18 protein-coding genes and 2 pseudogenes are annotated in these 21024 nt (G+C 42.8%); 14 read left to right on the top strand and 6 right to left on the bottom strand.

The window, feature by feature from the left end:
• Positions 1-231 precede the first annotated feature (231 nt).
• Genes AB6E85_RS05435 through AB6E85_RS05425 form a run of 3 tightly spaced genes read left to right on the top strand, consistent with a single transcriptional unit; the run spans position 232 to position 2214 of the window.
• Complete coding sequence (locus tag AB6E85_RS05435; protein ID WP_017064872.1) at positions 232-501, top strand: PTS sugar transporter subunit IIB; 270 nt, start codon at positions 232-234, stop codon at positions 499-501.
• A gap of 10 nt (positions 502-511) precedes the next feature.
• The gene (locus tag AB6E85_RS05430) at positions 512-1768 is read left to right on the top strand and encodes a PTS ascorbate transporter subunit IIC (protein WP_048608964.1); all 1257 of its coding nucleotides are present in this window, start codon (positions 512-514) and stop codon (positions 1766-1768) included.
• Complete coding sequence (locus AB6E85_RS05425) at positions 1765-2214, top strand: PTS sugar transporter subunit IIA (RefSeq protein ID WP_017070990.1); 450 nt, start codon at positions 1765-1767, stop codon at positions 2212-2214. The genes AB6E85_RS05430 and AB6E85_RS05425 overlap by 4 nt, the downstream gene beginning before the upstream one ends.
• A gap of 134 nt (positions 2215-2348) precedes the next feature.
• Here the strand turns inward: AB6E85_RS05425 and AB6E85_RS05420 are convergent, their stop codons facing one another.
• Positions 2349-3614: an HD-GYP domain-containing protein gene (locus AB6E85_RS05420; RefSeq protein WP_050644072.1), complete on the bottom strand. Its 1266-nt coding sequence runs from the start codon at positions 3612-3614 to the stop codon at positions 2349-2351.
• A gap of 227 nt (positions 3615-3841) precedes the next feature.
• Between AB6E85_RS05420 and AB6E85_RS05415 the strand changes: the two genes are divergently transcribed.
• On the top strand, positions 3842-4378 hold the full coding sequence (locus tag AB6E85_RS05415) for a GNAT family N-acetyltransferase (protein WP_372141759.1): 537 nt from the start codon (positions 3842-3844) through the stop codon (positions 4376-4378).
• A 131-nt stretch (positions 4379-4509) separates the two neighbouring features.
• On the opposite strand, the gene AB6E85_RS05410 is transcribed toward AB6E85_RS05415, so the two are convergent.
• A complete protein-coding gene (locus AB6E85_RS05410) occupies positions 4510-5859 on the bottom strand; it encodes a sensor histidine kinase (RefSeq protein ID WP_372141758.1) in 1350 nt (449 codons plus the stop codon).
• Positions 5852-6541: a response regulator transcription factor gene (locus AB6E85_RS05405; RefSeq protein ID WP_048612865.1), complete on the bottom strand. Its 690-nt coding sequence runs from the start codon at positions 6539-6541 to the stop codon at positions 5852-5854. The genes AB6E85_RS05410 and AB6E85_RS05405 overlap by 8 nt, the downstream gene beginning before the upstream one ends.
• Before the next feature lie 532 nt (positions 6542-7073).
• Between AB6E85_RS05405 and AB6E85_RS05400 the strand changes: the two genes are divergently transcribed.
• From AB6E85_RS05400 to AB6E85_RS05385, 4 genes and pseudogenes are all read left to right on the top strand, one after another.
• Complete coding sequence (locus tag AB6E85_RS05400) at positions 7074-7631, top strand: hypothetical protein (protein ID WP_372141757.1); 558 nt, start codon at positions 7074-7076, stop codon at positions 7629-7631.
• A 114-nt stretch (positions 7632-7745) separates the two neighbouring features.
• Positions 7746-9752 carry a putative bifunctional diguanylate cyclase/phosphodiesterase gene (locus AB6E85_RS05395; RefSeq protein ID WP_372141756.1) on the top strand — a complete coding sequence of 669 codons (2007 nt, stop codon included), beginning with the start codon at positions 7746-7748 and terminating at the stop codon, positions 9750-9752.
• 250 nt (positions 9753-10002) lie between these two features.
• Positions 10003-10482, top strand: coding sequence for a type II secretion system protein (locus AB6E85_RS05390; RefSeq protein ID WP_372141755.1), 480 nt, complete (start codon positions 10003-10005; stop codon positions 10480-10482).
• Positions 10483-11316: 834 nt separating this feature from the next.
• Positions 11317-13062: pseudogene (locus AB6E85_RS05385) on the top strand (EAL domain-containing protein).
• Between the two features lie 25 nt (positions 13063-13087).
• On the opposite strand, the gene AB6E85_RS05380 reads toward AB6E85_RS05385, so the two are convergent.
• Positions 13088-14446 carry a putative bifunctional diguanylate cyclase/phosphodiesterase gene (locus AB6E85_RS05380; RefSeq protein ID WP_372141885.1) on the bottom strand — a complete coding sequence of 453 codons (1359 nt, stop codon included), beginning with the start codon at positions 14444-14446 and terminating at the stop codon, positions 13088-13090.
• Positions 14447-14653: 207 nt separating this feature from the next.
• A pseudogene (locus AB6E85_RS05375) lies at positions 14654-15574 on the bottom strand (cache domain-containing protein); the annotation flags it as partial.
• Between the two features lie 252 nt (positions 15575-15826).
• On the opposite strand from AB6E85_RS05375, the gene AB6E85_RS05370 reads away from it, so the two are divergent.
• From AB6E85_RS05370 to AB6E85_RS05345, 6 genes are all read left to right on the top strand, one after another.
• Positions 15827-16198, top strand: coding sequence for a GntR family transcriptional regulator (locus tag AB6E85_RS05370; protein WP_048608983.1), 372 nt, complete (start codon positions 15827-15829; stop codon positions 16196-16198).
• The gene (locus AB6E85_RS05365; protein ID WP_017060586.1) at positions 16195-17049 is read left to right on the top strand and encodes an ABC transporter ATP-binding protein; all 855 of its coding nucleotides are present in this window, start codon (positions 16195-16197) and stop codon (positions 17047-17049) included. The genes AB6E85_RS05370 and AB6E85_RS05365 overlap by 4 nt, the downstream gene beginning before the upstream one ends.
• The gene (locus tag AB6E85_RS05360) at positions 17049-17906 is read left to right on the top strand and encodes a hypothetical protein (protein ID WP_372141754.1); all 858 of its coding nucleotides are present in this window, start codon (positions 17049-17051) and stop codon (positions 17904-17906) included. Before AB6E85_RS05365 ends, AB6E85_RS05360 begins: the two co-directional genes overlap by 1 nt.
• Before the next feature lie 959 nt (positions 17907-18865).
• Entirely contained in the window at positions 18866-19153 is a 288-nt protein-coding gene (locus AB6E85_RS05355; RefSeq protein ID WP_050633197.1) for a putative quinol monooxygenase, read from the top strand.
• The gene (locus AB6E85_RS05350; protein ID WP_372141753.1) at positions 19153-19707 is read left to right on the top strand and encodes a nucleotidyltransferase family protein; all 555 of its coding nucleotides are present in this window, start codon (positions 19153-19155) and stop codon (positions 19705-19707) included. Before AB6E85_RS05355 ends, AB6E85_RS05350 begins: the two co-directional genes overlap by 1 nt.
• A gap of 125 nt (positions 19708-19832) precedes the next feature.
• A complete protein-coding gene (locus AB6E85_RS05345; protein WP_372141752.1) occupies positions 19833-20270 on the top strand; it encodes a bifunctional diaminohydroxyphosphoribosylaminopyrimidine deaminase/5-amino-6-(5-phosphoribosylamino)uracil reductase RibD in 438 nt (145 codons plus the stop codon).
• Positions 20271-20287: 17 nt separating this feature from the next.
• Here the strand turns inward: AB6E85_RS05345 and AB6E85_RS05340 are convergent, their stop codons facing one another.
• Positions 20288-20740 carry an NUDIX pyrophosphatase gene (locus AB6E85_RS05340; protein ID WP_372141750.1) on the bottom strand — a complete coding sequence of 151 codons (453 nt, stop codon included), beginning with the start codon at positions 20738-20740 and terminating at the stop codon, positions 20288-20290.
• Positions 20741-21024 lie beyond the last annotated feature (284 nt).

Raw genomic sequence — 21024 nt, 5'->3', positions numbered from 1 at the left:
TAATTAAGCCCGCCTTTCTCAATAAAATACGTTGCATATTCGAGTGAAAAGTTAAATTTGATCAAAGTCTCACTCTGGATCTTTACTACAAATTAACGAGATCTCCATCACAATCTCATTTTAGCTTTGTGATGGAGATCTTATTGAAATCTGAATATTTCCATTACTATGCTCTCACACAATAAGAGAACGAAGTTTCTCAACCCCTAAAATCCAATTGAGACAAATATTATGAAAAAGATTCTTGTAGTTTGCGGTAACGGCCTTGGTACTTCTCTAATGATGGAAATGGCAGTAAAAGAAGTCGCTAAAAAAATCGGTTTCGAAGCAGAAGTTGATCACGAAGATCTATCATCTGCAGCATCAAGCAATGCAGATATTTGGGTTGCAGCAACAGACGTTGCAAACCAACTAAAAGACGCTGGTAAAGAGAACATCATCAGCCTTAAAAATATTTTTGACAAAGCATCTATTGAAGAACAACTAAAAACTTTCATGTAAGGTCAAATTTATGCAAAACTTTTTCGAGTTCATGCTCGGCTTATTAAAAGAGCCGGCGATCATGGTAGGTTTAATTGCTTTTATTGGCCTGGTTGCACAAAAAGCAGATGTTTCTACCATTCTAAAAGGCACAATTAAAACCGTAATGGGTTTCCTAATTTTAGGTTTTGGTGCTGGCGCTCTTGTTGGCGCACTAAATAACTTCTCAGTTGTATTTACTGAAGCATTCGGCGTAAGTGGTGTTATTCCAAATAACGAAGCAATTGTTGCATTAGCACAAGAAGCATTCGGTTATGAAATGGCTCTAATTATGTTCTTCGCATTCGTTGTGAATATTTTATTGGCTCGTATTACTCCTCTAAAATATATTTTCTTAACGGGTCACCACACAATGTTCATGTCTATGCTGGTAGCGGTAATCCTGTCGACAGCTAACATCGAAGGCACTGCTCTAGTTGCAATCGGCTCGATCATTGTTGGTTCACTGATGGTTATCATGCCTGCACTTGCTCAAAAATACACAGAGAAAGTGATGGGTACTGATCAGTTGGCGATGGGTCACTTCTCAACGTTCTCATACTTAGTATCGGGTTACATTGGTAGCAAGTTTGGTGACACTTCAAAATCAACAGAAGACATCAACGTACCTAAGAGCCTAATGTTCTTGCGTGATACGCCCGTTGCTGTAGCAACAACAATGGCCATCTTCTTTATGTTTGCTTCAATTGTTGCTGGCGGTGACTTTGTTGAAACAGTATCAAACGGTCAGAACTGGGTAGTATTCACCTTCATGCAGTCTCTTGTGTTTGCCGGTGGTGTTTACATCGTACTGCAAGGTGTGAAGATGCTGATAGCTGAAATCGTTCCTGCATTCAAAGGTATCTCTGACAAACTCGTACCGGGCGCAAAACCTGCTCTAGACTGCCCTATGGTATTCCCTGTAGCACCAAACGCGGTACTTATCGGTTTCCTTTGTTCTTTCGCTGCTGGTCTACTAGCAATGGCAGTTCAAGGTGCACTTGGCTGGACAATCATTGTAGCTGGCGTCGTTCCACACTTCTTCGTAGGTGGTGCAGCAGGCGTTTACGGTAATGCGACAGGCGGTCTACGTGGTGCAATTCTCGGTTCATTCACGCAAGGTCTGTGTATCTCTTTCCTACCAATGCTACTGCTTCCTGTACTGGGTGGCCTTGGTCTTGAAGCGACAACGTTTGCTGACTTCGACTTCGGTGTTGTTGGTCTTATCCTAGGGTGGATTGTTTCATGAGCTTATTCGATTTAATTGGTAACCAAGGCGTTATCATCAACTCTGAAGAGAACCTAACGGTTGATGCTGCGATAGATGTGACCTGTTCAACACTGCTAGCGAGCAACAAAATCGAAGCAAGCTATGTTGAAGCTATCAAGCAAAAACACAAGGACATTGGCGCGTACTATGTTCTGGCACCAAAGATTGCGATGCCTCATGCTCGTCCTGAAGATGGTGTGAACGAAGCATCACTGCAAGTAACGGTATTCAAGAAGGGTGTTGATTTAGAGTCAGAAGACAACGGTGACGTTTACCTTTCGATTACTCTGGCGGCGATGGACTCAGATAGCCACATCCATACGATTATGGCGCTATCAGAGTTGTTCCAAAATGATGATGACATTGATGCCATCATCGCAGCGGAAACTGAGCAAGCGATCATCGAGATCTTAAAACGATACTAATCTCGATCTAAAGATCCTGATAAGCCCCCATGAAAAAAGCGATAGCCTCGGCTATCGCTTTTCTGTTTTTGGTGCTTGGTCATTTCTCATCGAGTATGAGTTAAGGCATCACACCTCGAAAGCATTCAATGGCGTTAAAACGCGTACATTCGTTTGTCTGTTGATAATTCAAAGCAATATTGCGCGTGTTTATTAAGGCACTCAAACACTTCTCGATCCAACTTAAAGTTATCAACGTAGTCCGTCAAAATAGCGAGTGTTTCTTCTAGTGTCATACCTGCACGATAAGGGCGAGACTGAGTTAGCGCTTGAAACACATCCACCACAGCAACAATTCGACTGGGTTGATCCAACTCTTCCGCCGTTTTGCCCATTGGGTAACCCGAACCATCCAATCTCTCATGATGATTAGACGCCCACTGACAAACCTGAGGTGAACTGAACAACTCCTGCAATGCGAATCGAGTGTCCGTTGCATGGCGTTTAATACAGCAATACTCTTCTTCAGTTAGTAAATCCGGCTTATGTAAAATGTCATTAGGGGTTTGCAGTTTACCGATATCATGGACTAGCCCTGCTAAATAGAGTTTACGCTGAGTGGTGTATGAATAACCCAGCTGTTTGGCGAGGTACTCTGAAAGCTGCCCAACCTTTAAAGAGTGCTTAAAGGTAAACGAACTTTTGGTATCAACAACGTTAGCGATAAATTCAGCAAAGGCCACCGTCTCATCCAACGACATCTGTTGTGAGAAGAATGGCACAGGCTCAAAATTATCCCTCATGTTCTCGATGTATGGGATCTCCATAGAAAACCAGAAATCATCTAAATCAACCAACTCACACATGTGTTGCACAAGGTTGGTTTCGAACATCTCATCCGCTTGTTCAGTCAAACGTTCAATGATGCTCGCTTTGCCATCGGGTGTTAGGTTTCCATAACGATCAGAAGAAGTTATGCCGTATAAATAATCGACCCTATCGGCAAGCATCACGATGGCAGCCAACTCTTTTTCTAACTCGCTGATATGAATAGCCTTTAGTTCAGACCACGGAGTATGATGATAAAGCACCGGCTTAGCGAATATAGAAAGAACCGGGCACTCTTTTAAGATTTGATAGCCCTTTTGGCAATGGTGGTAGCTTGAGTCAGGTACAAACCCAGACGTTAAGCTGAGCTGTTCATCAATTTGCGAGACACCACAGTCGTGAATCAAGCCTAACGAAAACGCGAGCTGCGCTTGCTCTTCTTCCCACCCCACACTCAGAGCACATCGATACGCGATGTAGCCCACTCTCTGTCCATGATTTTTACTTTCGAAACCGACGTTATCAAGCGCCTTAGCAATACCGAATAGAGCCTTCCTTAGGTCCACGGTCACGTCCTGGCAATGTTGATTCATTATTTAAGCCTAGCATTTTTATAGTTTTTATATATTTAGGCCGCTAATACTAATGCATAGCTAATGATTATATACACAACTATTGTAAGGTTTAATGAGTTTCGTGATAGATCTAACGTATCACGGAAAATTCGTGCTACAAGTGGTTGCATATTAAAAATCATGCGACATTATAGCCTGCCGACTAAGATTCGCTTAAATTAAGCAGCCATAAGAAAAGGAAAGACATGTTTAAAACGGTTATCGACAACGAACTCTCCATCGCATTGGTTGAAGAGAGCTTCGCTTCTCACTACGCGGAAATCTCACAAAGCCAGAATGAGTACCTAAGCCAGTGGCTCGCGTGGCCGCCACATTGTAAAACCGAGCAAGACTTTAGGATCTTTATCCAGCGCTCGCTACACGATTATGCGGAAGGGAAAAGTATGACCTGTGCGATCGTGTATCAAGACAAGGTGGTCGGTAACTGTAGTTTCAATACCATTGATCATGATAAGCAAAAGGTGACCATAGGTTATTGGTTATCTGAGACATACCAAGGAAAGGGGATTGTGACTCGCGTTGTCCAGAAGCTGATTGATATTGCTTTCAATGAGTTAGATATGGAAAAGGTCGAGATATCAGCCGCAACCGGTAACCATAGCAGCCGTAAGGTTTGTGAGCGCTTACATTTCACGTTAGAAGGTATCATTACGCGTAACGAGAATTTGAATGGTCGCATCGTTGACCACGCTATTTATGGCCTTCATCGCTCTAAGCTCTAAGCTCTAAGCTCTAAGCTCTAAGCAGTAGTAACTAAGAAGTCACTAGCTTGTAAATCGGAATATGAAAAAGCCACGGTATTAGTCCGTGGCTTTGTTATTTTACGAGCCTGAACAGCTCTTATAGCTACAGCTTATGCGATTTTTGGAATCACGATACTGAACTTGGCACCACCATGGTTGCTGTCGTCGATTTTGATATCCCAAGAAAGCTTTTTAGCCGCCGATAGAGCAATCGCGAGGCCTAACCCCAATCCACCTGTGGTCGACGTTCTGCTTGAATCTAATCGAGAGAACGGAAGAAATACCTCATCACGCTTATTCTCCGGTATTCCGGAACCATTGTCTTCAATCACCACCAGCCAGTTTTCTGAGTTTTCATCTAACGTCATCCACACTTGGTCTTGTGTGTAATTACCCGCATTCTTGAGAACGTTATCGAACACTAAACGCGCCATTGAGCAATCACACTTAATCTTGCACTCTAGCTGTACCTTAGATTCAAAGGTGACATTCTCTAGTTTCGAGTAACGAATTCGGTCTAGGCAATACTCACGAAGATCGGAGGTCACTTTAACGAGTTCAAAGAAAGAGTTATCCATGACATTCAACTTTGACAGCATGATGATTTCTGACGTGAGCTCGTTGATATCCTCAATGTAGGTATCAATGTCATCGAAAAGAACCTGATGATTATCGGGTGATCCCCTTCTTAGGATATCGGTTGCCAGTTGAATACGACTTAGCGGAGTTCGTACTTCGTGTGGGATAGCTTGAGCGAAGATATGACTTTGTTTTACTTTGCTTTCAATCTCTTCAGCCATGAAGTTAAAACTGCTGGCCAGATCAGAAACAGGATGGATGTCGTCCATGTCAGATCGAGTACTAAGCTTGCCCTTACCAAACTGCTTCTGCTTCTCGACGAGCAACTCTATTCTTTCTTGAAAACGCCTCACAGGTAAGTAAACACTTGCTCCAATCGCCACGATTACAGCCAATAACAGCCCTAACAAAAAGTGTCGTTCTGAGTCTTCATACCATTCAATGTCAGGAGAGAAAAAGTCCCCTACCTCACTGAACCCAAAACTAAATTTAGAGTTTGGTAACTGAAACACGGCCGAATAGAGGTTGTCATCACTTAGATATATCGGCACACCGTTTAAGGTTGTGTATAACTCACATTGTTGGCAAGGCGCCTCGCCCGACCAATTATCCAACAGGCGTAAATTGAAGATATAAAATTGTTGGTAGCCTGTTCTATCGAGCTCTTTATAGAGTGAGTTTTCTTGATTATGTTGACGAACATACTGCTCCGCAAAGTAGATGCCATCATTGAGAAAGGTTTCGATCTCGGTGCGTCGCATGTGCCCTTCACCAAGGTTCAAAAACAAAAATATCGTTGCCGACATCCCAGTCACAATCCCAAGGTATAAGCGAGCAAACATCGAAACCGAGCGAAGCTTCGTAGCAATGAACTTACGCAACCAGCATGTATCCCTTGTTGCGAACCGTACGAATCAACTGTTTGTCTTTTGCGTGAATGCGCAGCTTTCGGCGTAACCCAGACACGCGCATATCAATCGAGCGATCATTAAACGCGTAATCAATCCCTCTAAATAGCTGACAGCATTGGTCTCGAGTCACGACCTGACAGATGTTATTAACGAGAAGGTTTAAGATTTCAAATTCAGCAGAAGTAAGCTTGAGGTTTTGGCCATAGAGCGTGGCACTTTGAGCAGAGCTGTTGATTACAATATCGCACTGTTTTTCAGCCGTAGTTTCTTGCGCAGTTGTTATGGGAGTGGCTCGACGCAATAACGCTTCAATTCGCGCTAACAAGGCATGGCCACGAATCGGCTTGGCAACGTAATCGTCCGCGCCAAACTTAAATAAGCTGACCTCACTCATTTCATCGGCAGAGGCCGTTAGCACTAAGATCATTCCATTGTAAAATTCGCGGGCTTGACGGCAAATCTGCGCGCCGCTCATCCCTGGGAGCATCAAGTCCAACAGCACTAAATCAGGTTCAATACTTCGGATCGCTTCAAGTGCCAAGTTCCCTTCATGAACAACGCTAACATTGTAACCTTCGGCTTCGAGGTAAAGCGTCGTTAAACGAGCTATCTCTTGGTCATCTTCAACAATGAGCACTTTGGTTTTCGACATTCCTATCACCAGTATTTATTAAAAGCGAGGGCAGTATATATACTGGTCATAGATCATCAATATTGGAATCAGAGCCCTACATTTACCGTACGCAAAACATAGTAATCACTTTTGTACATACACGTTTACAAAATAGAGAAGCAACAACCAGTGCGCCTTGGTTTATCAAGGTTACCTCTTTTAGTACACATTATTTGCTGTGTTTTAATCGCCTACCACCCGCTTACATTTGCTTTATTTTCTTACGCGCACTTACATTTGAGATGTTTACAAAACCCAATCAAACCAACCACCCATACACCAATGACATAACAGTTAATAGCACTGTAAATCCAAACTTTGCTAGATTAAAAATTCAAAAAAATAGACTTACAAGTAAAGGTAATCGATTACCTAGACCCACACCCAGAGCTTTCCATTATTCATAGTGAGGTAGACCCTGTTAAGCAATACCTTCTTAAAGTAACATTCACTCCATTAATGAATAGATTCAATATTACGTAATAATCACTTCCACAGGGCCCATTTTAAGATGAATAAAACGCTTTCACTGTTACTGACCACCACCGCTTTAGTTTCAACACCACTCATGGCAGACACTAATAAACAAGAAATGGTGAACCAGATTCAAGCGCAAGTCAGCTCTTGGATAGACATTCAGGTAACACCACAAAGCAGCATTATTCAAAAAATGGTCTTCAACTGTGAGTTCTACAGTGCAACGCCTTACATTAAATCACCAGACGGAAGCGAGAGCAGTTCTGGCTCATACCGCTTTTACGCACATAACGGTGTGTTGGGCTCGATGACAGAACCCTTCACCACTCAACCTCTACCTGAATTGACGATGTGCCTGAAAGAAGACTTCGTGGTGACCAATCAAGATGAAGCACAGCTATTATTTGAAGCTATCGAAACTGTCTATCCAAACCACTCTATGTTTGATGAGAACTTTCCTAAAGAGATCATCGAAAAAACAAATGGTTGGCACTTCATCGACGGAGAGATTTTTGATGATAAGAAAGGCTATGTCGTCGAAAGCACCCCTGAAGGTAAAGTGACCAAAATCATCCGCTCACTGAACCTTTAACACGCTGTTTCTTTTGTAGCGCTTTGCTGTTCTTAAGCTCTTTTCTGTTCTTTAAAACAGCTTCTTAACAGCGATTAAAGCCAGAATTCAATTTGATACGCGACAACCGAACACATGATTTCGGTCGTTGCTGTTCGACCAAAATATCAGTTCACCGAGTTCAATATGATGACAAGTTATCAACCCTTCGAGCATCTCCAGTGTCCAATTTGGATATATGACATTGATAATAAGAGAATAACTTGGGCAAACAGCAGCGCCCTTCCTCTGTGGGAGTCTGAATCTCTATTTGAGCTGACATCTCGCGACTTTAGTATAGAGATGTCAAAAGCAATCGAAGCGACATTGGAAGAGTACCAAAGGCAATTTCTACGCAACGAAAGCATCAAGACATGGTGGAACTTCACTCCTAACTACATTTCGAAGCGTGCATTGTGTCTGTTTTCTGGAATCCCACTGCCAGACGGTCGAACTGGCATGCTGGTACAAGTCGTCGCTGAAGAAGGAAGTTTAAAGCACGATCTCGCTTGCTCTGATGGTGCAAACCTCTCCCTTCTATTTGATAAGTCGGGAAGCGTAGTGAGTGCTAACTCCGCATTTTTTCACAACTACGGCTCACCGTTTAGCACCCTATCCGACTTCGTTTCAAGTGAAGAGACAGCCGCACAATGGTTGTTTACCGTGCGAAAAGGTCGAGAGATATTAGAAGAAGTCAGCTGCGAAATAGATGGCAAGACACACCACTTTGATGTGCAAGGAAAGTGGCTCTTTGATAAAAGCGAACTGCTGTTAAACCTAGCCTGTACAACTAAGCAAAAAGAGAAGCTGATAAAAGCTAGATACAACGCAGAACACGACTGTTTAACGGAGCTTTATAATCGCCGTGGCATCACCAACCTTCTAGAAACCAGCATTGCCTATCGCTCACCGTTTGAATTGATGTTTGTCGATCTTGATGGCTTCAAATTAGTTAATGACACTTATGGGCACACTGTCGGAGACCAACTACTAAAACAGGTTGGTGAGCGTCTAAAACAGCTGGTAGATGAGAAGTGTATGATTGGGCGATTTGGTGGCGACGAATTCATTGTCATTGCCCACACCTGCCGAAATCAAAATATCCCACTACTCTGCTCTCGTATCATTGATGCCTTAAACCGAAGTTTCCATATCAGAGGGATCGGCAGTTTGTCTGTCGGTTGCAGCATAGGTACCGCACATTTCCCTGATAATGCGGTTGACCAAGAAACATTGCTAAAACAAGCGGGTATGGCGATGCATCTTGCAAAAGCGAATGGTCGAAACCGCTTCCAAACGTTTACCCCAGACTTAGCACAAACCCTGCATCGCAAAGTAGAGATCCGCCACCGACTGGCGCGCGCCATAGAAAACGACGATCTCAACCTTCACTACCAACCGATCATGAACACCAACAGCGACAAGGTAAAAGGGTTTGAAGCCTTGCTTCGATGGTCGGACAAAGAGCTAGGTAACATCGGCCCTGATGAGTTTATTAGCTTAGCGGAGGAGACAGGACAGATTGTGCCGCTCGGGAAATGGGTTCTTAACTCTGTACTCAAACAGCTATCGATATGGCAACGTGAGTTTGATAGTGAGTTGATGATGAGTATCAATATTTCAAGTATTCAGATGCACGCGACCTTTGCCGAGCAGCTATTAGCAATGTTGAACTTCTACAATATCCAACCTCAAAGTATCGCCCTTGAAATCACCGAATCTTCCATGATCTTCAAACATGGTGAAGTCAGGCAAGCATTAAGCGATATTTCTAAATTGGGCGTAGAGCTTCACCTTGATGACTTTGGCACAGGCTACTCGTCACTGTCGATGTTGCATGACTTACCGATTAGTACCGTGAAACTCGATAAAAGCTTCGTCCACGGTTCACACAAAGGGAGCAAAGCAATTGTCCAAGCCACCCATGCTATCTGTGAAAAATTGGGGTTAAAAGTGGTTGCTGAAGGTGTCGAAACCGAAACGCAAAAAGCGTTCTTAATCGATTGTGGATACGAGTATCTTCAGGGGTTTTTATTTAGTAAGCCAATTCCCTCAAATGAAGTCGAAAGTCAGTTTTTGAACGGTCGACAAATCTACAATTAAAGACTTATTTATCAATAAATTAAGTAGTTTGAATGCTTCCTAAACAATCGACCGCTGTCGGTGTGAACGCTTACGTATGCTTACATAGCGTTTAACAGTAAGAGAATAACATTAAGCTGTTGTTTATAATGGAAATTACTTGGCAATTCACCTAATAAAACACCAACCCATTATACCCACTAACTGTAATGACTTTAGTATTTAGATTACCCTCATTCCGTCCCTTTAGCAGATCAAATAATCGGTAACCATGAACAAACAAAACGGCTTCACCCTCTTAGAACTCATCATCTCTGTATTAATTTTAGCGGTCGTTTCGGCGACAGCTATGGTCAAGTTCTTAGACATTCAAGGAAGTGCTCGTGCGAGTAAAATACACGATGTCGCAGGCAACCTTCGCACTGGTATCGATATGATCTACGCGAAGTCAACGATTGCTGGCGTTGAGGATGAATGCAACTATGTTGAAAAGACGGAGATTGAGACCTACTACGTCTGCCACGGCTATCCAATCGCCTATGTTGACTCACTAAGAAGACTGCTCAATATCGACGCAACAGAGCTTCATGTCATCAACAAAGAAGTAGACTCTGGCAGCAATGCAGAAAGAGTAGCCGCCATCTCTTTCGACACCGAAAACTACACCTATTCGCCAGAAGGAGACTTTTGTCAGGTGCTTTATCAGCCAGAAAAAGAACCACAAATCGTGGTGCTTGATGGTGCATGTTAAATACTCAACGATTGCATGCTTTCATAGTTAGCATACAGATATCGCAACAGATCTGTGAATATCATGTGGTTACGCTAACATTTGCTCAAAAATAACACTAATTGATCTAACTTGTTGCTGCTTACACTTTTAGGCAGTGCTCATGGTATAACACCAACCTCATTCATATCTTATTTTCATCACTAGCCGATGAATATTTACATGGATACGTATTTGACATATATATCAATAATAATCCCATTAAAATCCTTTAATCAACACCTCATGATAAACATCATCCTTTCCTATTTTAAATATCCCACCTTAAAGTTTCATCATTTAAAATACGTAACAGAATAAATTAAAATCAATTATTCAACAAATATAATCAATTCTATCATTGACCAATTTAATTTAATCACCAAACCAATAAGAAAATTAAATTATATTAATATAACATAAATTGACATAATTTAATTTTATCCTGAAAAATTCTGATAAATCTAACACATCGATAAGCTGAATGAATACCACCAGAAGCTACATTAGAAACCTCTAAATTCAGTCGCTAAACCTACCGCGTAGAAGCTGTGAAATGGATAAATACCAAAACAAATGGATAAATCCCCTTTACCCCTTGTAAATCATTGGCTTTCATTTATAAATTCAACTTTTGGGTGAACATCTCCATAACCTTTCATTAAAGCCCAAATTCTGCGATTAGTATCAACATCTTGAGAGAAAATGGTGACATTTTGGTTATATTATTTAGATCGAACTCTTGTGTTGAATGAAAATCCCAGCCATCACATATCCATCACACAAATATAATAACTATCGCTTAGGAGTTGAGCTATGCACTGTTCTTTCAATATAAATAACAATAATGAGAGCTTGCAACTAATCTACAATGAAGAAAAAATATACATAAAAAGAGACAGCAATAAGATATCAGAGGAAACTCTTAATAGTAAAGAGAGTTTTGTTTTCAAATATCTTATTGAACACTCGTCAATATCAAACCCTCAATCTGCAAGAGATGTTGAAGAATCTTTTAAATTACACTTTAACGAAGAGTTTAGCTTATACGCATTAAAAAACATTATTGCTTCTATAAGAAAGAAATATCGAAGCTTATGTAAAAAAGCGAAGGTTGATAATAATAGCGAACTTATATCTAACCTTTATAAGGTAGGTTACTTTATCGATCTCGATAAAAGCTCAACCAACCGTATCGCACCAAAGTACGACATCAACCAGTTCAAGCCCAGCCAGTTCGAGATGTTGAAACTGATGTTCAACACCTATCATCGAGAGCTAATCAAGGCTCTGATAACCGTGTTCACCATCTCTTCTTTTTTCCTATTCGTTGTCTACTTTTTCCAAATCCTTTATACGACGAAGATTGCGAATGAATACAGTGAGAACACCAAACATATTGCAGCGGAAGTCATGGACTACGGTTGCGATAGCCACGGGGCTGTGCACTCGCTAAGGCACTCGCTCAACCTTGATTCTGTCGTCATGACCACACCTTATGGCTCCTGTTATATCTCTAAAACACGCTCTAAGATGATAGAGCTCGATCAGGTAGACGACTTCTACGATAGCGCTGACTTTGCCTATTCACGCTTCATGGATACCGAGCACGACATTGAGATGGTTGCTCGAATATCTAAGCGCTCTATCGAAGCTCGATACAAGAACTCATTATTGCCTCTGTTAGTCGATTCTATTTCCATCAAAAAAAATGGTTACTACATCTTAAACCTTGGCGAATAGACTAAATCTATCTATCAAACTTCCCTGCCAACCGGTGCAACCATCACCTTCTACAGTGACGATATAGTTGCGTTGTGGATTGCACTTTCTCTGATACTCGCCACGCTGCTTTATCGATCCTATATTCTGGGCTTTGTGATCTACCTGTTTCGTTGGAAACACATCTCCTTTGAAGAAGAGCCGATCATCAACACTGAAGACAACAGCGTTCTCTATTACGAGTTGTTATCTCGTGTGCGTAACGTTGGAGTTTTAAGCTTCATCAACACCATGAGACGCACCAATTTACTCACCTTTCACACTATCTTGCTCATCGAGACAGTTAGAAAAGCGAAGTTAAACAACAGCCATGAAATCTATGGTGTCAACGTGTGCCCAAGTGCTTTGGTAGGGTCGAACTTCGCAAGGCTCAGAGAGCATTTAGTCGCGATGGAAGCGAATGAGTTTGTCGTCGAGATTACTGAATATTCGAACATTGGCTATGGATGTGAGGTTATCGATAACATTAAGGATATCAAAAAGCTTGGTATCACCATCGCTCTAGATGACTTCGGTACGGGCAATAACAACATCGAAATCATCAATGTCATCTCTCCTACCTATCTAAAACTGGATCGCTGCTTTGTTAAAGATATCGAGTCAGGGGAGCACCATCAGGGTGTATTGCTTAATATCTCGGAGATTGGACGCTTATCAAATATCACGATGATTTATGAAGGTGTCGAGACGCGCAGGCAGCAATATATCTTGTGTCAGTTAGGCTACAACTTACATCAAGGTTACCTGTATAGCAGGCCTCAAAGTACAACCGACGGATAACCTAGCCAATATCATTTCCTGAGGTTCAAGCAACAGCGGGTTCTGCTGAGTCTAGTGTGTGTGGTTTAGGGCTAATGGTCGCTCTCACACAAGCTTCAGGCTCCACTGGAAAGTAGGCGTCAATCAACCCTTGGGCAGAAAGCGGCTTATCAAAGTAATAACCTTGTAGTAAATCACAATGGTATTGCTGTAGCTTCGCCATCTGTTCTGGGGTTTCAACCCCTTCAGCCACGACCTTCATCTGGCACGATGCACCAATATCAATAATGGCTTTCACCAAGGTTTCACTGTGTTGGCTGGAATTAAGCTTGCCAATGAAAGAGCGGTCTATCTTGATCTCGGTGATCGGCAAAGTATTTAGGTAATTCAGTGATGAAAAGCCTGTACCGAAGTCATCAAGGGAGATGCCAAATCCATATTCTCTTAGCCTTTTCAATATTGGCTCGACAATATGCAGGTCTTTGATGAGGATGTTTTCGGTCAGTTCTAGCGTCACTCGGCAAGGGTCGATGCCGACTTCTTCAATGAGGCGGATGACTTTGTCGTCGAACCCTAACTCAAACACTTGTTTAGGTGACACGTTCACGGAAACACAGACCGCCTCAGGACCGTTTGACATCAAACGTAAGGTATCTTCACACGCTTTCCTTAATACAAACTCACCAATCTCATGAATCTTGCCGATTCGCTCTGCTGCGGGAATAAAATCCAACGGAGACACAAAGCCAAGCAAGCTATTATGCCAACGACACAGAGCCTCAACGCCTTTTAGCTGCTCGGTATGGGAATCCACTTGAGGTTGGTAAAGTACACTGAACTCGCCCTTCTCTAATGCCGTTTTGAGCTGTTCTTCGACTGAAAATCCGTACTTCACTTTCTGATTGATCACATCGTCATAGAAAATCGCATCGCCTTTATTCAGCTCCTTGGCCTTGTACAACACAATATCGGCTTTGGTTAGCAGTTCCTCTACCTCTGTTCCATCATAGGGGTACATCGACACGCCAGCCGAGCATTGTGTCGAGACCGAAGCACCATGAATATTAAATAAGGGTTTGAAGACATCTTGGATTTGTTGGACTTTCTGTTCCGCCTCCACAAGGTCGTGAATACCCGATAGGCAGAAAACAAACTCATCGCCTCCAAAGCGTGAAACGATATCGTTAGCCCCTAAAATTCGCTCAAATCGCAAACCTATTTGTTTAAGGAGTTCATCTCCACTCGCATGGCCATATTGGTCATTGATGCGTTTAAAGTTATCTAAGTCAACGAACACCAACGCCACCAATTTGCCTTCCAATTTCGAATGAGCGATAGCTCGACTCACTTGCAGTTCAAGCTCAGAGCGATTAGGGAGTGCGGTCAGTGAGTCGTGTCTTGCCATATGTTGTAGACGGCGACGGCTATTTTGGATTCGATTGAAGTCGTCAGAAATCCTCTGCTCCATTTGATCAAAGCGCTGCGATATCCTTCGACTAACCAGAGCACTAATAAAAATACAGAGTAAGGTCGCCAGCACACTTAATATCAGAATCAGTCCAAACTCATTACGTGAGTCCAAGAGTAGCTGGTTTTTTCTGTGTTCAATGGAAGCATTAATATTGTTCAAGTACACGCCTGTACCCACTATCCACCCCCAATCTCCGACCTTTTTTACGTAGCTACTCTTAGGACCAATGAAACCCTGTTTATCGACGGTGATGTAGTCAACAAACCCACCCGACTCGGCTTGTGCCAAAACGTCTTGCTTGAAGTTGTTTCCAAGGTCGTCATAAACATTAATATCTTGCCCTGTATGGATTTGGTGGGCGTGAAGTAAGCTGTCACCATTCTGTTCAAAAACGAACAAGTATCCATTATCACCGACCGTTACCTTCGACAATATCTCAAGAATTCTTTGGTAACTGACTCGTTTAACATCATCGAGAGAAATGCCAGTACCGAATTACCAATCAAAGGGTTCGAACCGACGAATGTAGCTGAGTTTTTCGAAGTGCGTATTGTCGATGTGTCGCTTTTCAAAATCTTGCCCATCAAAGCCAGGACGAGGCACAAAATAGCGGGAATAAGCCCCATTATTTTGTTTAAGAAGCGCTATTTGTTGTTTGATGACCGCCACACCACGGCTATCAGTCGTTTCAAGTTGATTGGTATTTTCTAACTCAGGAGCGCGAGGATGAACCAGTACTGTGCCTTGCATATCGTAGGCGTAAATGTAGTCTTTTTCGTCCGCGTAGCTCAACTTTCTGATCTCGTTAAGAATGAGTGGCTTAAGCTCTTCTTCCGGCAGGTGTTGATTCGAGGAGTAGATATTCTGTGCGGCGGTATAGGCTCTATCTAACCGACGGGTAATACGCTTTTTGACCTCGATTTCGACAAGACGTTGAGTGTGCTTTATCTGTTGCGACACTTGAAGAACTTGCGTCTCAATAGAGTCCTTTTGGGCGGAGATGTAGTCTGTTCTGATGAGATCTACCAATGCCTTGACCTTCTGGTCTACGCTCGTAAACATCGCCACATTCAAGACGATTGCAGAAAAGATGATGATGGTGATCGGCAAATACTTAGTAAACCAGACCAACTTTTTATCATTAATGTGCAACATACAAACTCAACAACACAGAACAGGGTTCCATATAATCTCATTATTTTACTGAACATCCAACCATAAAAGTTAACATTCAGCTAATTTATAGAAAAAGCTTGTCTATCTCAGAAAAAAGGTTAGTGTTATACACATGTATATCACCATGCAGTTTTAATTATGACCGAATGGAAAGACGACCAGCCGATCTTTAGGCAGCTTGCCGCCAAGATCAGTGACCAAATTCTTCAAGGTGTTTGGCTAGAGCGACAAGCATTGCCCTCTGTGCGTGCGGTTGCCGCCGATCTCAAGATCAACCACCTTACTGTCATGAAAAGCTACCAGTTACTGGTGGATGAAGGCTTGGTAGAGAAAAAACGCGGCCAAGGTATGTATGTGGCCGAAGGGGCACTTCAAAAATTGAAAGAGTCTGCACACCAATCATTCATCAACACACAAATCCCAGCCATCGCTGAGACGCTAAGCATCATTGATATGAGTGTCGAAGAACTCGTGAAACAGCTAGCACAACATATAAAGGACAAGTCATGAGTACTTTACTTTCCGTGAAAAACGTAACCAAAACCTATTCAAATCAAGTGGGTGTCGAGAACATCAGCTTTGAGTTAAAACCGGGGCAAGTGCTTGGACTGCTAGGCCACAATGGCGCAGGTAAATCGACTCTGATCAAATCACTGCTTGGCGGACACAGCTATCAAGGTGAGATAGAGGTTAATGGCTACCACCCTATCCACCAGCATGCAGAACTCATGCTGCACTTGTCGTACATCTCAGACGTTAACGTGTTACCCGAGTGGATGACCGTTAAGCAACTGCTTCGATACACCCAAGGTGTACACCCTAGCTTCAATAAACAAAAAGCAGAGCAGACGCTAAGCAGCACCAACATCAAGCTCTCTTCGACTATCAAGCAACTTTCTAAGGGAATGAAGGTACAACTTCACCTTGCGATCATCATCGCGACTGACACCCAAGTGTTGATCTTAGATGAGCCCACGCTTGGCCTAGATTTGCTGTACCGCGATACTTTTTATCGCCATCTACTTGAGTGGTTCCACGACGGCGAACGCGCCATGATCATTGCAAGCCATGAGGTTTCAGAGATTGAACACCTATTAACGGATGTGCTGATTTTAAAACAAGGCCATTGTGTGCTGCAAAAGAGCATGGAAGACATCGAAAACGACTATTTCATTATCGAAGTCGCAAATAACCATTCAAGTGAGATACAGAAACTCAACCCACTAACCTCGCAATCAGGCCTCGGCACCACTAAGTGGTTGTTGGAAGGTCAATACAAAGCGCAGGTTGAATCACTGGGCAACATCTATAACGTTGGTCTCGCAGATCTATTCCTTGCAACACAGACGGAGAAGGCATAATGCATCCAAGTTTTTACATGCTAGAAAAAGAACTCATCGAGCACAAAATTAACACTCGATTGCCTCTGTTTGTCGCGTTATGTGGTTTCTTACTGTTCGTTAGTCTGTTCTTCAATGGCGCAGCGCAGCATGAGTTTTTCTTCGAAATGCAAGTGAACGGCGACGTGAGCGACATCCACAGAGAGTTCGCACAAGACCTCAACTCAGTGATCTACTTTGGCGCGGGCCTTATTTCACTGATCCTGTCGACGCTTTACATCCCTAAAACGCTGCGTAAAGAGCGCCAAGAAGGCAGTTCGATGTTTTGGAGAAGTATGCCAGTATCTAACGCTATGACTCACGGCGTGAAACTCGGCTTCGGTTTAGTGGTGATTCCAGCAATCTGTGCGTTGCTCGTGCTGTTCGCCGATTTCCTATTCTGGATATTGAACGTGTCTAGCGAGCAACAACTGGCGCTACTGGTTGAACAGCAATCCCTACTGTATGTGCTGAGTAACTGGCTGGTGTTCTTCGGACGAATGATGTTAGTTGCACTGGTTTTATTGCCACTGGCAACCGTGACCCTAGCGATTTCGCAGTTGGTAAACTCTCCATTGCTTGTCATTTTTATCTCAAGCTATGCGATTAAGTTTCTCTCTGTTGCTGTATTTGGGTTCTATGGCATCAACGATTTCCTATCTCTCATCGCATCACTGCCAATGAAGGTACTGACAGCAAACAACCCATTCAGTGCGATTGCTGAAGCACCGGTTTTATCGTTAAGTCTTTACGTGCTGATTGGCGTTGGCGGTTATCTGCTGAGCCTAAAACTAAATAGAACGGATGACGTGAGCTCAAAGACGCTGTTCCAACGCTAGAGTCTATCCTAAGCACGAGCCTTTATCGGGCAGTCACATCGGATTTCAAAATCTAAATCAAAGCTTCTGAGAAATCGGGAGCTTTTTTATTATCAGGACTTTAACGAATACAGGGGTGCGAAACCAAGGAATAAGGAATAAGGAACAAGGAACAAGGAACAAACAGTTTTAGTTTAGGAGAACAGGTTTAACAAACCAAGATAAACTTAGAGGGGGTATTAATGAGCTGACATTGAATTGCATTGTTGTTAATGCCTGCCAGCTCTTTGGGGATGATTTCGTTAGTCGCCGACCAGATGAAGGTCCTTGAGAGTGCTAATGAAATCAGTTTGTTGCGTTTTACATTTGATTAAGCTTTTCAGCTTTTAAAGCTTTACGATTTAAAGCTTATTTCTTTGATGCTTCTTTAGACGTGTCTTTCCAGTATTGGATACGAACGCGATGAAGCTGTGCTCTTCTCATTTTTTTCATAAGGGATATTTCCTTTTCTTTAACTGCTCTTCATGAGCTATTTTTATTGCCAACCATTCGAATCTAACGGTGTTTGATGCCCAGATCAATGATACAAATCACAAAATATATAGAGTTTTGAGTACCATTTACATCAAAGTATGACCTAGATATCAACTATGGCTCAATTCAATCCTATGAGCCGCTGTTCAAAATTAAGGTTAGTTCTCTCAGATGACAAATTCATTTCAGTATCAATACAGTTCAATGATACTAATTTAATAGACCGGACCAACGCTGATTTAGTTCCTGTGTCTTATCATTTATTGATTACATCGCCCTTAAAGTTACGGTGTAACTGGAAATGTATTCGATGTGAACAAATAATCGCCACATTAGCCTATACGTCACAACATCAAAATGGGATTATGTTTGTAACGGATAGAGCTTTTGATAGAAAAAAGCCGTAATGGACAAAATTAAATAGACGTAATTAAATGGACGTAATTATGAGTAAAGTAATTCTGCAAGGGCATATTCTAGTGCCAGACAACGATCTAGAAGCCGTGACACAAGCCTTAGTTGTGCACAAAGAGCTGACACAGGAAGAACCTGGTTGTATTGTGTTTCGAGTCAGTCAAAGCACACTTCAACCTAATCGCTTTGAAGTGTATGAAGAATTCACTAGCCGAGAAGCATTCGAAGCCCACCAACAGCGAGTAAAAGCGTCTGAATGGGGTGAAATCTCCAAGAACGTGACACGTCATTATCAAGTCACCGATGTTCCGACATCATAATGATACATCCGCTAGCCAACCGTATCGTCACGTTGATCAAACAAGATCCCTTACGAATGAAGGTTTTAGACTGTGTCGCTCAGTTGGATTTACCGCAATGTTACGTCGCTGCGGGCTTTGTGAGAAACCTCGTTTGGGATCACCAACATGGTTATGCCTCCCCGACCCCACTCAATGATATTGATGTGATCTACTTTGATCCCATTGATACCTCTTACGAGTCGGATGTTAGATACGAGGCTCAGCTTAAACAACGGTTACCCGAACTGAATTGGCAAGTTCGCAATCAAGCCTACATGCACATTAGAAATGGGGATGAACCTTACCAAGGCTCATTGGATGCTATGAGTTATTGGCCAGAGAAAGAAACCGCCGTCGCCGTAAAGCAAAGCCTTAATGGAGACATCGAGTGTATTGCATCTTTTGGTTTAGAGAGTTTGTTTGATTTGCAAATCACACCCAACCCAAAGCGTAGCCAAGATATCTTTGATCAAAGAGTGCAATCCAAAGATTGGCTAACCCAGTGGCCCAAGTTAACGATGAGTCACAGCTAACTAGCAGTCGAATTCAAACGCTAAAACCATTGACTAAAAGTCCAATCAGATCGAACATGCCCCACTTCTCAAATCAAACGCGCACTTCACCAACTGCTGCGCCCTCGTCATACTGAGTAACGACCATGAACCAACAATACATGCTGCAAGCACTTGAAGCTTCGCGCCAAGCCCTACCCGATTGCCAGCCAAACCCGCCAGTAGGCTGCGTTTTGGTGAAAAACGATAAGGTGGTGTCTGTTGGGTACACGCAAAAAGTCGGCGGAAACCACGCTGAGGTTGAAGCACTGAATAGCTATGACGACGGAATGGGCGGAGAAATGGAAGGGGTTACCGCTTACGTAACTTTAGAGCCATGTTCATTTGTCGGCAGAACACCCGCTTGCGCCAATACATTGGTTAAAGCAGGTGTAAAACACGTGGTAGTGGCGATGCTAGACCCAGACCCTCGCAATAATGGCCGTGGTGTTGCGATCCTTGAATCGCACGGCGTGAAGGTGGATGTGGGGTTATGCCAAGCGCAAGTGAGCGCCTTTTTAACCCCTTACCTTGGTAAGTCCTAGATCTTAAACAACCAGTATTAGTTCAATTTCACTCGGTAAAGTGGGTTTACTGGTTTGTCGACAAAATACGACCAGATATGATCGTAGACCGCATGTTGGTTGGGGAATGGCGCTAACGCTTTTGCCTCTTCTAAATTGCACCAACGGTAGTCTGTGTGTTCATCATTCAGTTCAATCGCTTGGTTGGGCGGGCATAGCACCGCAAAGACAGGGATTAGCTGAATCACATTCACGTGCGCCTCGTAAAACTGCTCCAGAAACTGCGCGTTATACAAAGCTTCCACCTTAATTTGGGTCTCTTCTTCAAACTCGCGCAGGATAGCCTGCCAGCCTGTTTCACCTGCTTCAATCGAGCCTGCGACGTGGCACCAAAACTCACCTTTAACACGTTTCATTAATAGCATTTTCATTTGTCCGTTGATCTCTGAAATAGCGACACCGGATACAATCGAAGTGTTGAGTGGAATCATAACGTTACCTTAGGTTGAACAAGAGGGTGGCAAGGCTACCACCCTTCACTTGTTAAGTTACCTTCTCTGATTAGAAACGAGAAGTTACTCATCAATTAATGAAGTTCAAGCCATAACTCATGGGTTCAGTGTTAACCATCTCGCTTAGCTATCCAGTAATAGAACCATTTCTTATTTGAGGCGCTTTTCGATAAAGAGTAGAATCGCCGCCTTGTACTGTGTTTAACGTCGCTAAACATACACAGTAAACTCACAACCATTTATCACCACGATATAAGTATTAA

The organism is Vibrio sp. 10N.247.311.51 (assembly GCF_041467855.1).
Classification (GTDB): domain Bacteria; phylum Pseudomonadota; class Gammaproteobacteria; order Enterobacterales; family Vibrionaceae; genus Vibrio; species Vibrio coralliirubri.
Note: the sequence above shows the minus strand (reverse complement) of the source record. Positions and strands in the feature narration are given on the sequence as shown.

Bases quoted from the DNA above. Each gene is read 5' to 3' on its own strand.
- AB6E85_RS05435 (WP_017064872.1), top strand. From the start codon at position 232: ATGAAAAAGATTCTTGTAGTTTGCGGTAACGGCCTTGGTACTTCTCTA.
- AB6E85_RS05430 (WP_048608964.1), top strand. From the start codon at position 512: ATGCAAAACTTTTTCGAGTTCATGCTCGGCTTATTAAAAGAGCCGGCG.
- AB6E85_RS05425 (WP_017070990.1), top strand. From the start codon at position 1,765: ATGAGCTTATTCGATTTAATTGGTAACCAAGGCGTTATCATCAACTCT.
- AB6E85_RS05420 (WP_050644072.1), bottom strand. From the start codon at position 3,614: ATGAATCAACATTGCCAGGACGTGACCGTGGACCTAAGGAAGGCTCTA.
- AB6E85_RS05415 (WP_372141759.1), top strand. From the start codon at position 3,842: ATGTTTAAAACGGTTATCGACAACGAACTCTCCATCGCATTGGTTGAA.
- AB6E85_RS05405 (WP_048612865.1), bottom strand. From the start codon at position 6,541: ATGTCGAAAACCAAAGTGCTCATTGTTGAAGATGACCAAGAGATAGCT.
- AB6E85_RS05400 (WP_372141757.1), top strand. From the start codon at position 7,074: ATGAATAAAACGCTTTCACTGTTACTGACCACCACCGCTTTAGTTTCA.
- AB6E85_RS05395 (WP_372141756.1), top strand. From the start codon at position 7,746: ATGATTTCGGTCGTTGCTGTTCGACCAAAATATCAGTTCACCGAGTTC.
- AB6E85_RS05390 (WP_372141755.1), top strand. From the start codon at position 10,003: ATGAACAAACAAAACGGCTTCACCCTCTTAGAACTCATCATCTCTGTA.
- AB6E85_RS05380 (WP_372141885.1), bottom strand. From the start codon at position 14,446: ATGGCAAGACACGACTCACTGACCGCACTCCCTAATCGCTCTGAGCTT.
- AB6E85_RS05370 (WP_048608983.1), top strand. From the start codon at position 15,827: ATGACCGAATGGAAAGACGACCAGCCGATCTTTAGGCAGCTTGCCGCC.
- AB6E85_RS05365 (WP_017060586.1), top strand. From the start codon at position 16,195: ATGAGTACTTTACTTTCCGTGAAAAACGTAACCAAAACCTATTCAAAT.
- AB6E85_RS05360 (WP_372141754.1), top strand. From the start codon at position 17,049: ATGCATCCAAGTTTTTACATGCTAGAAAAAGAACTCATCGAGCACAAA.
- AB6E85_RS05355 (WP_050633197.1), top strand. From the start codon at position 18,866: ATGAGTAAAGTAATTCTGCAAGGGCATATTCTAGTGCCAGACAACGAT.
- AB6E85_RS05350 (WP_372141753.1), top strand. From the start codon at position 19,153: ATGATACATCCGCTAGCCAACCGTATCGTCACGTTGATCAAACAAGAT.
- AB6E85_RS05345 (WP_372141752.1), top strand. From the start codon at position 19,833: ATGAACCAACAATACATGCTGCAAGCACTTGAAGCTTCGCGCCAAGCC.
- AB6E85_RS05340 (WP_372141750.1), bottom strand. From the start codon at position 20,740: ATGATTCCACTCAACACTTCGATTGTATCCGGTGTCGCTATTTCAGAG.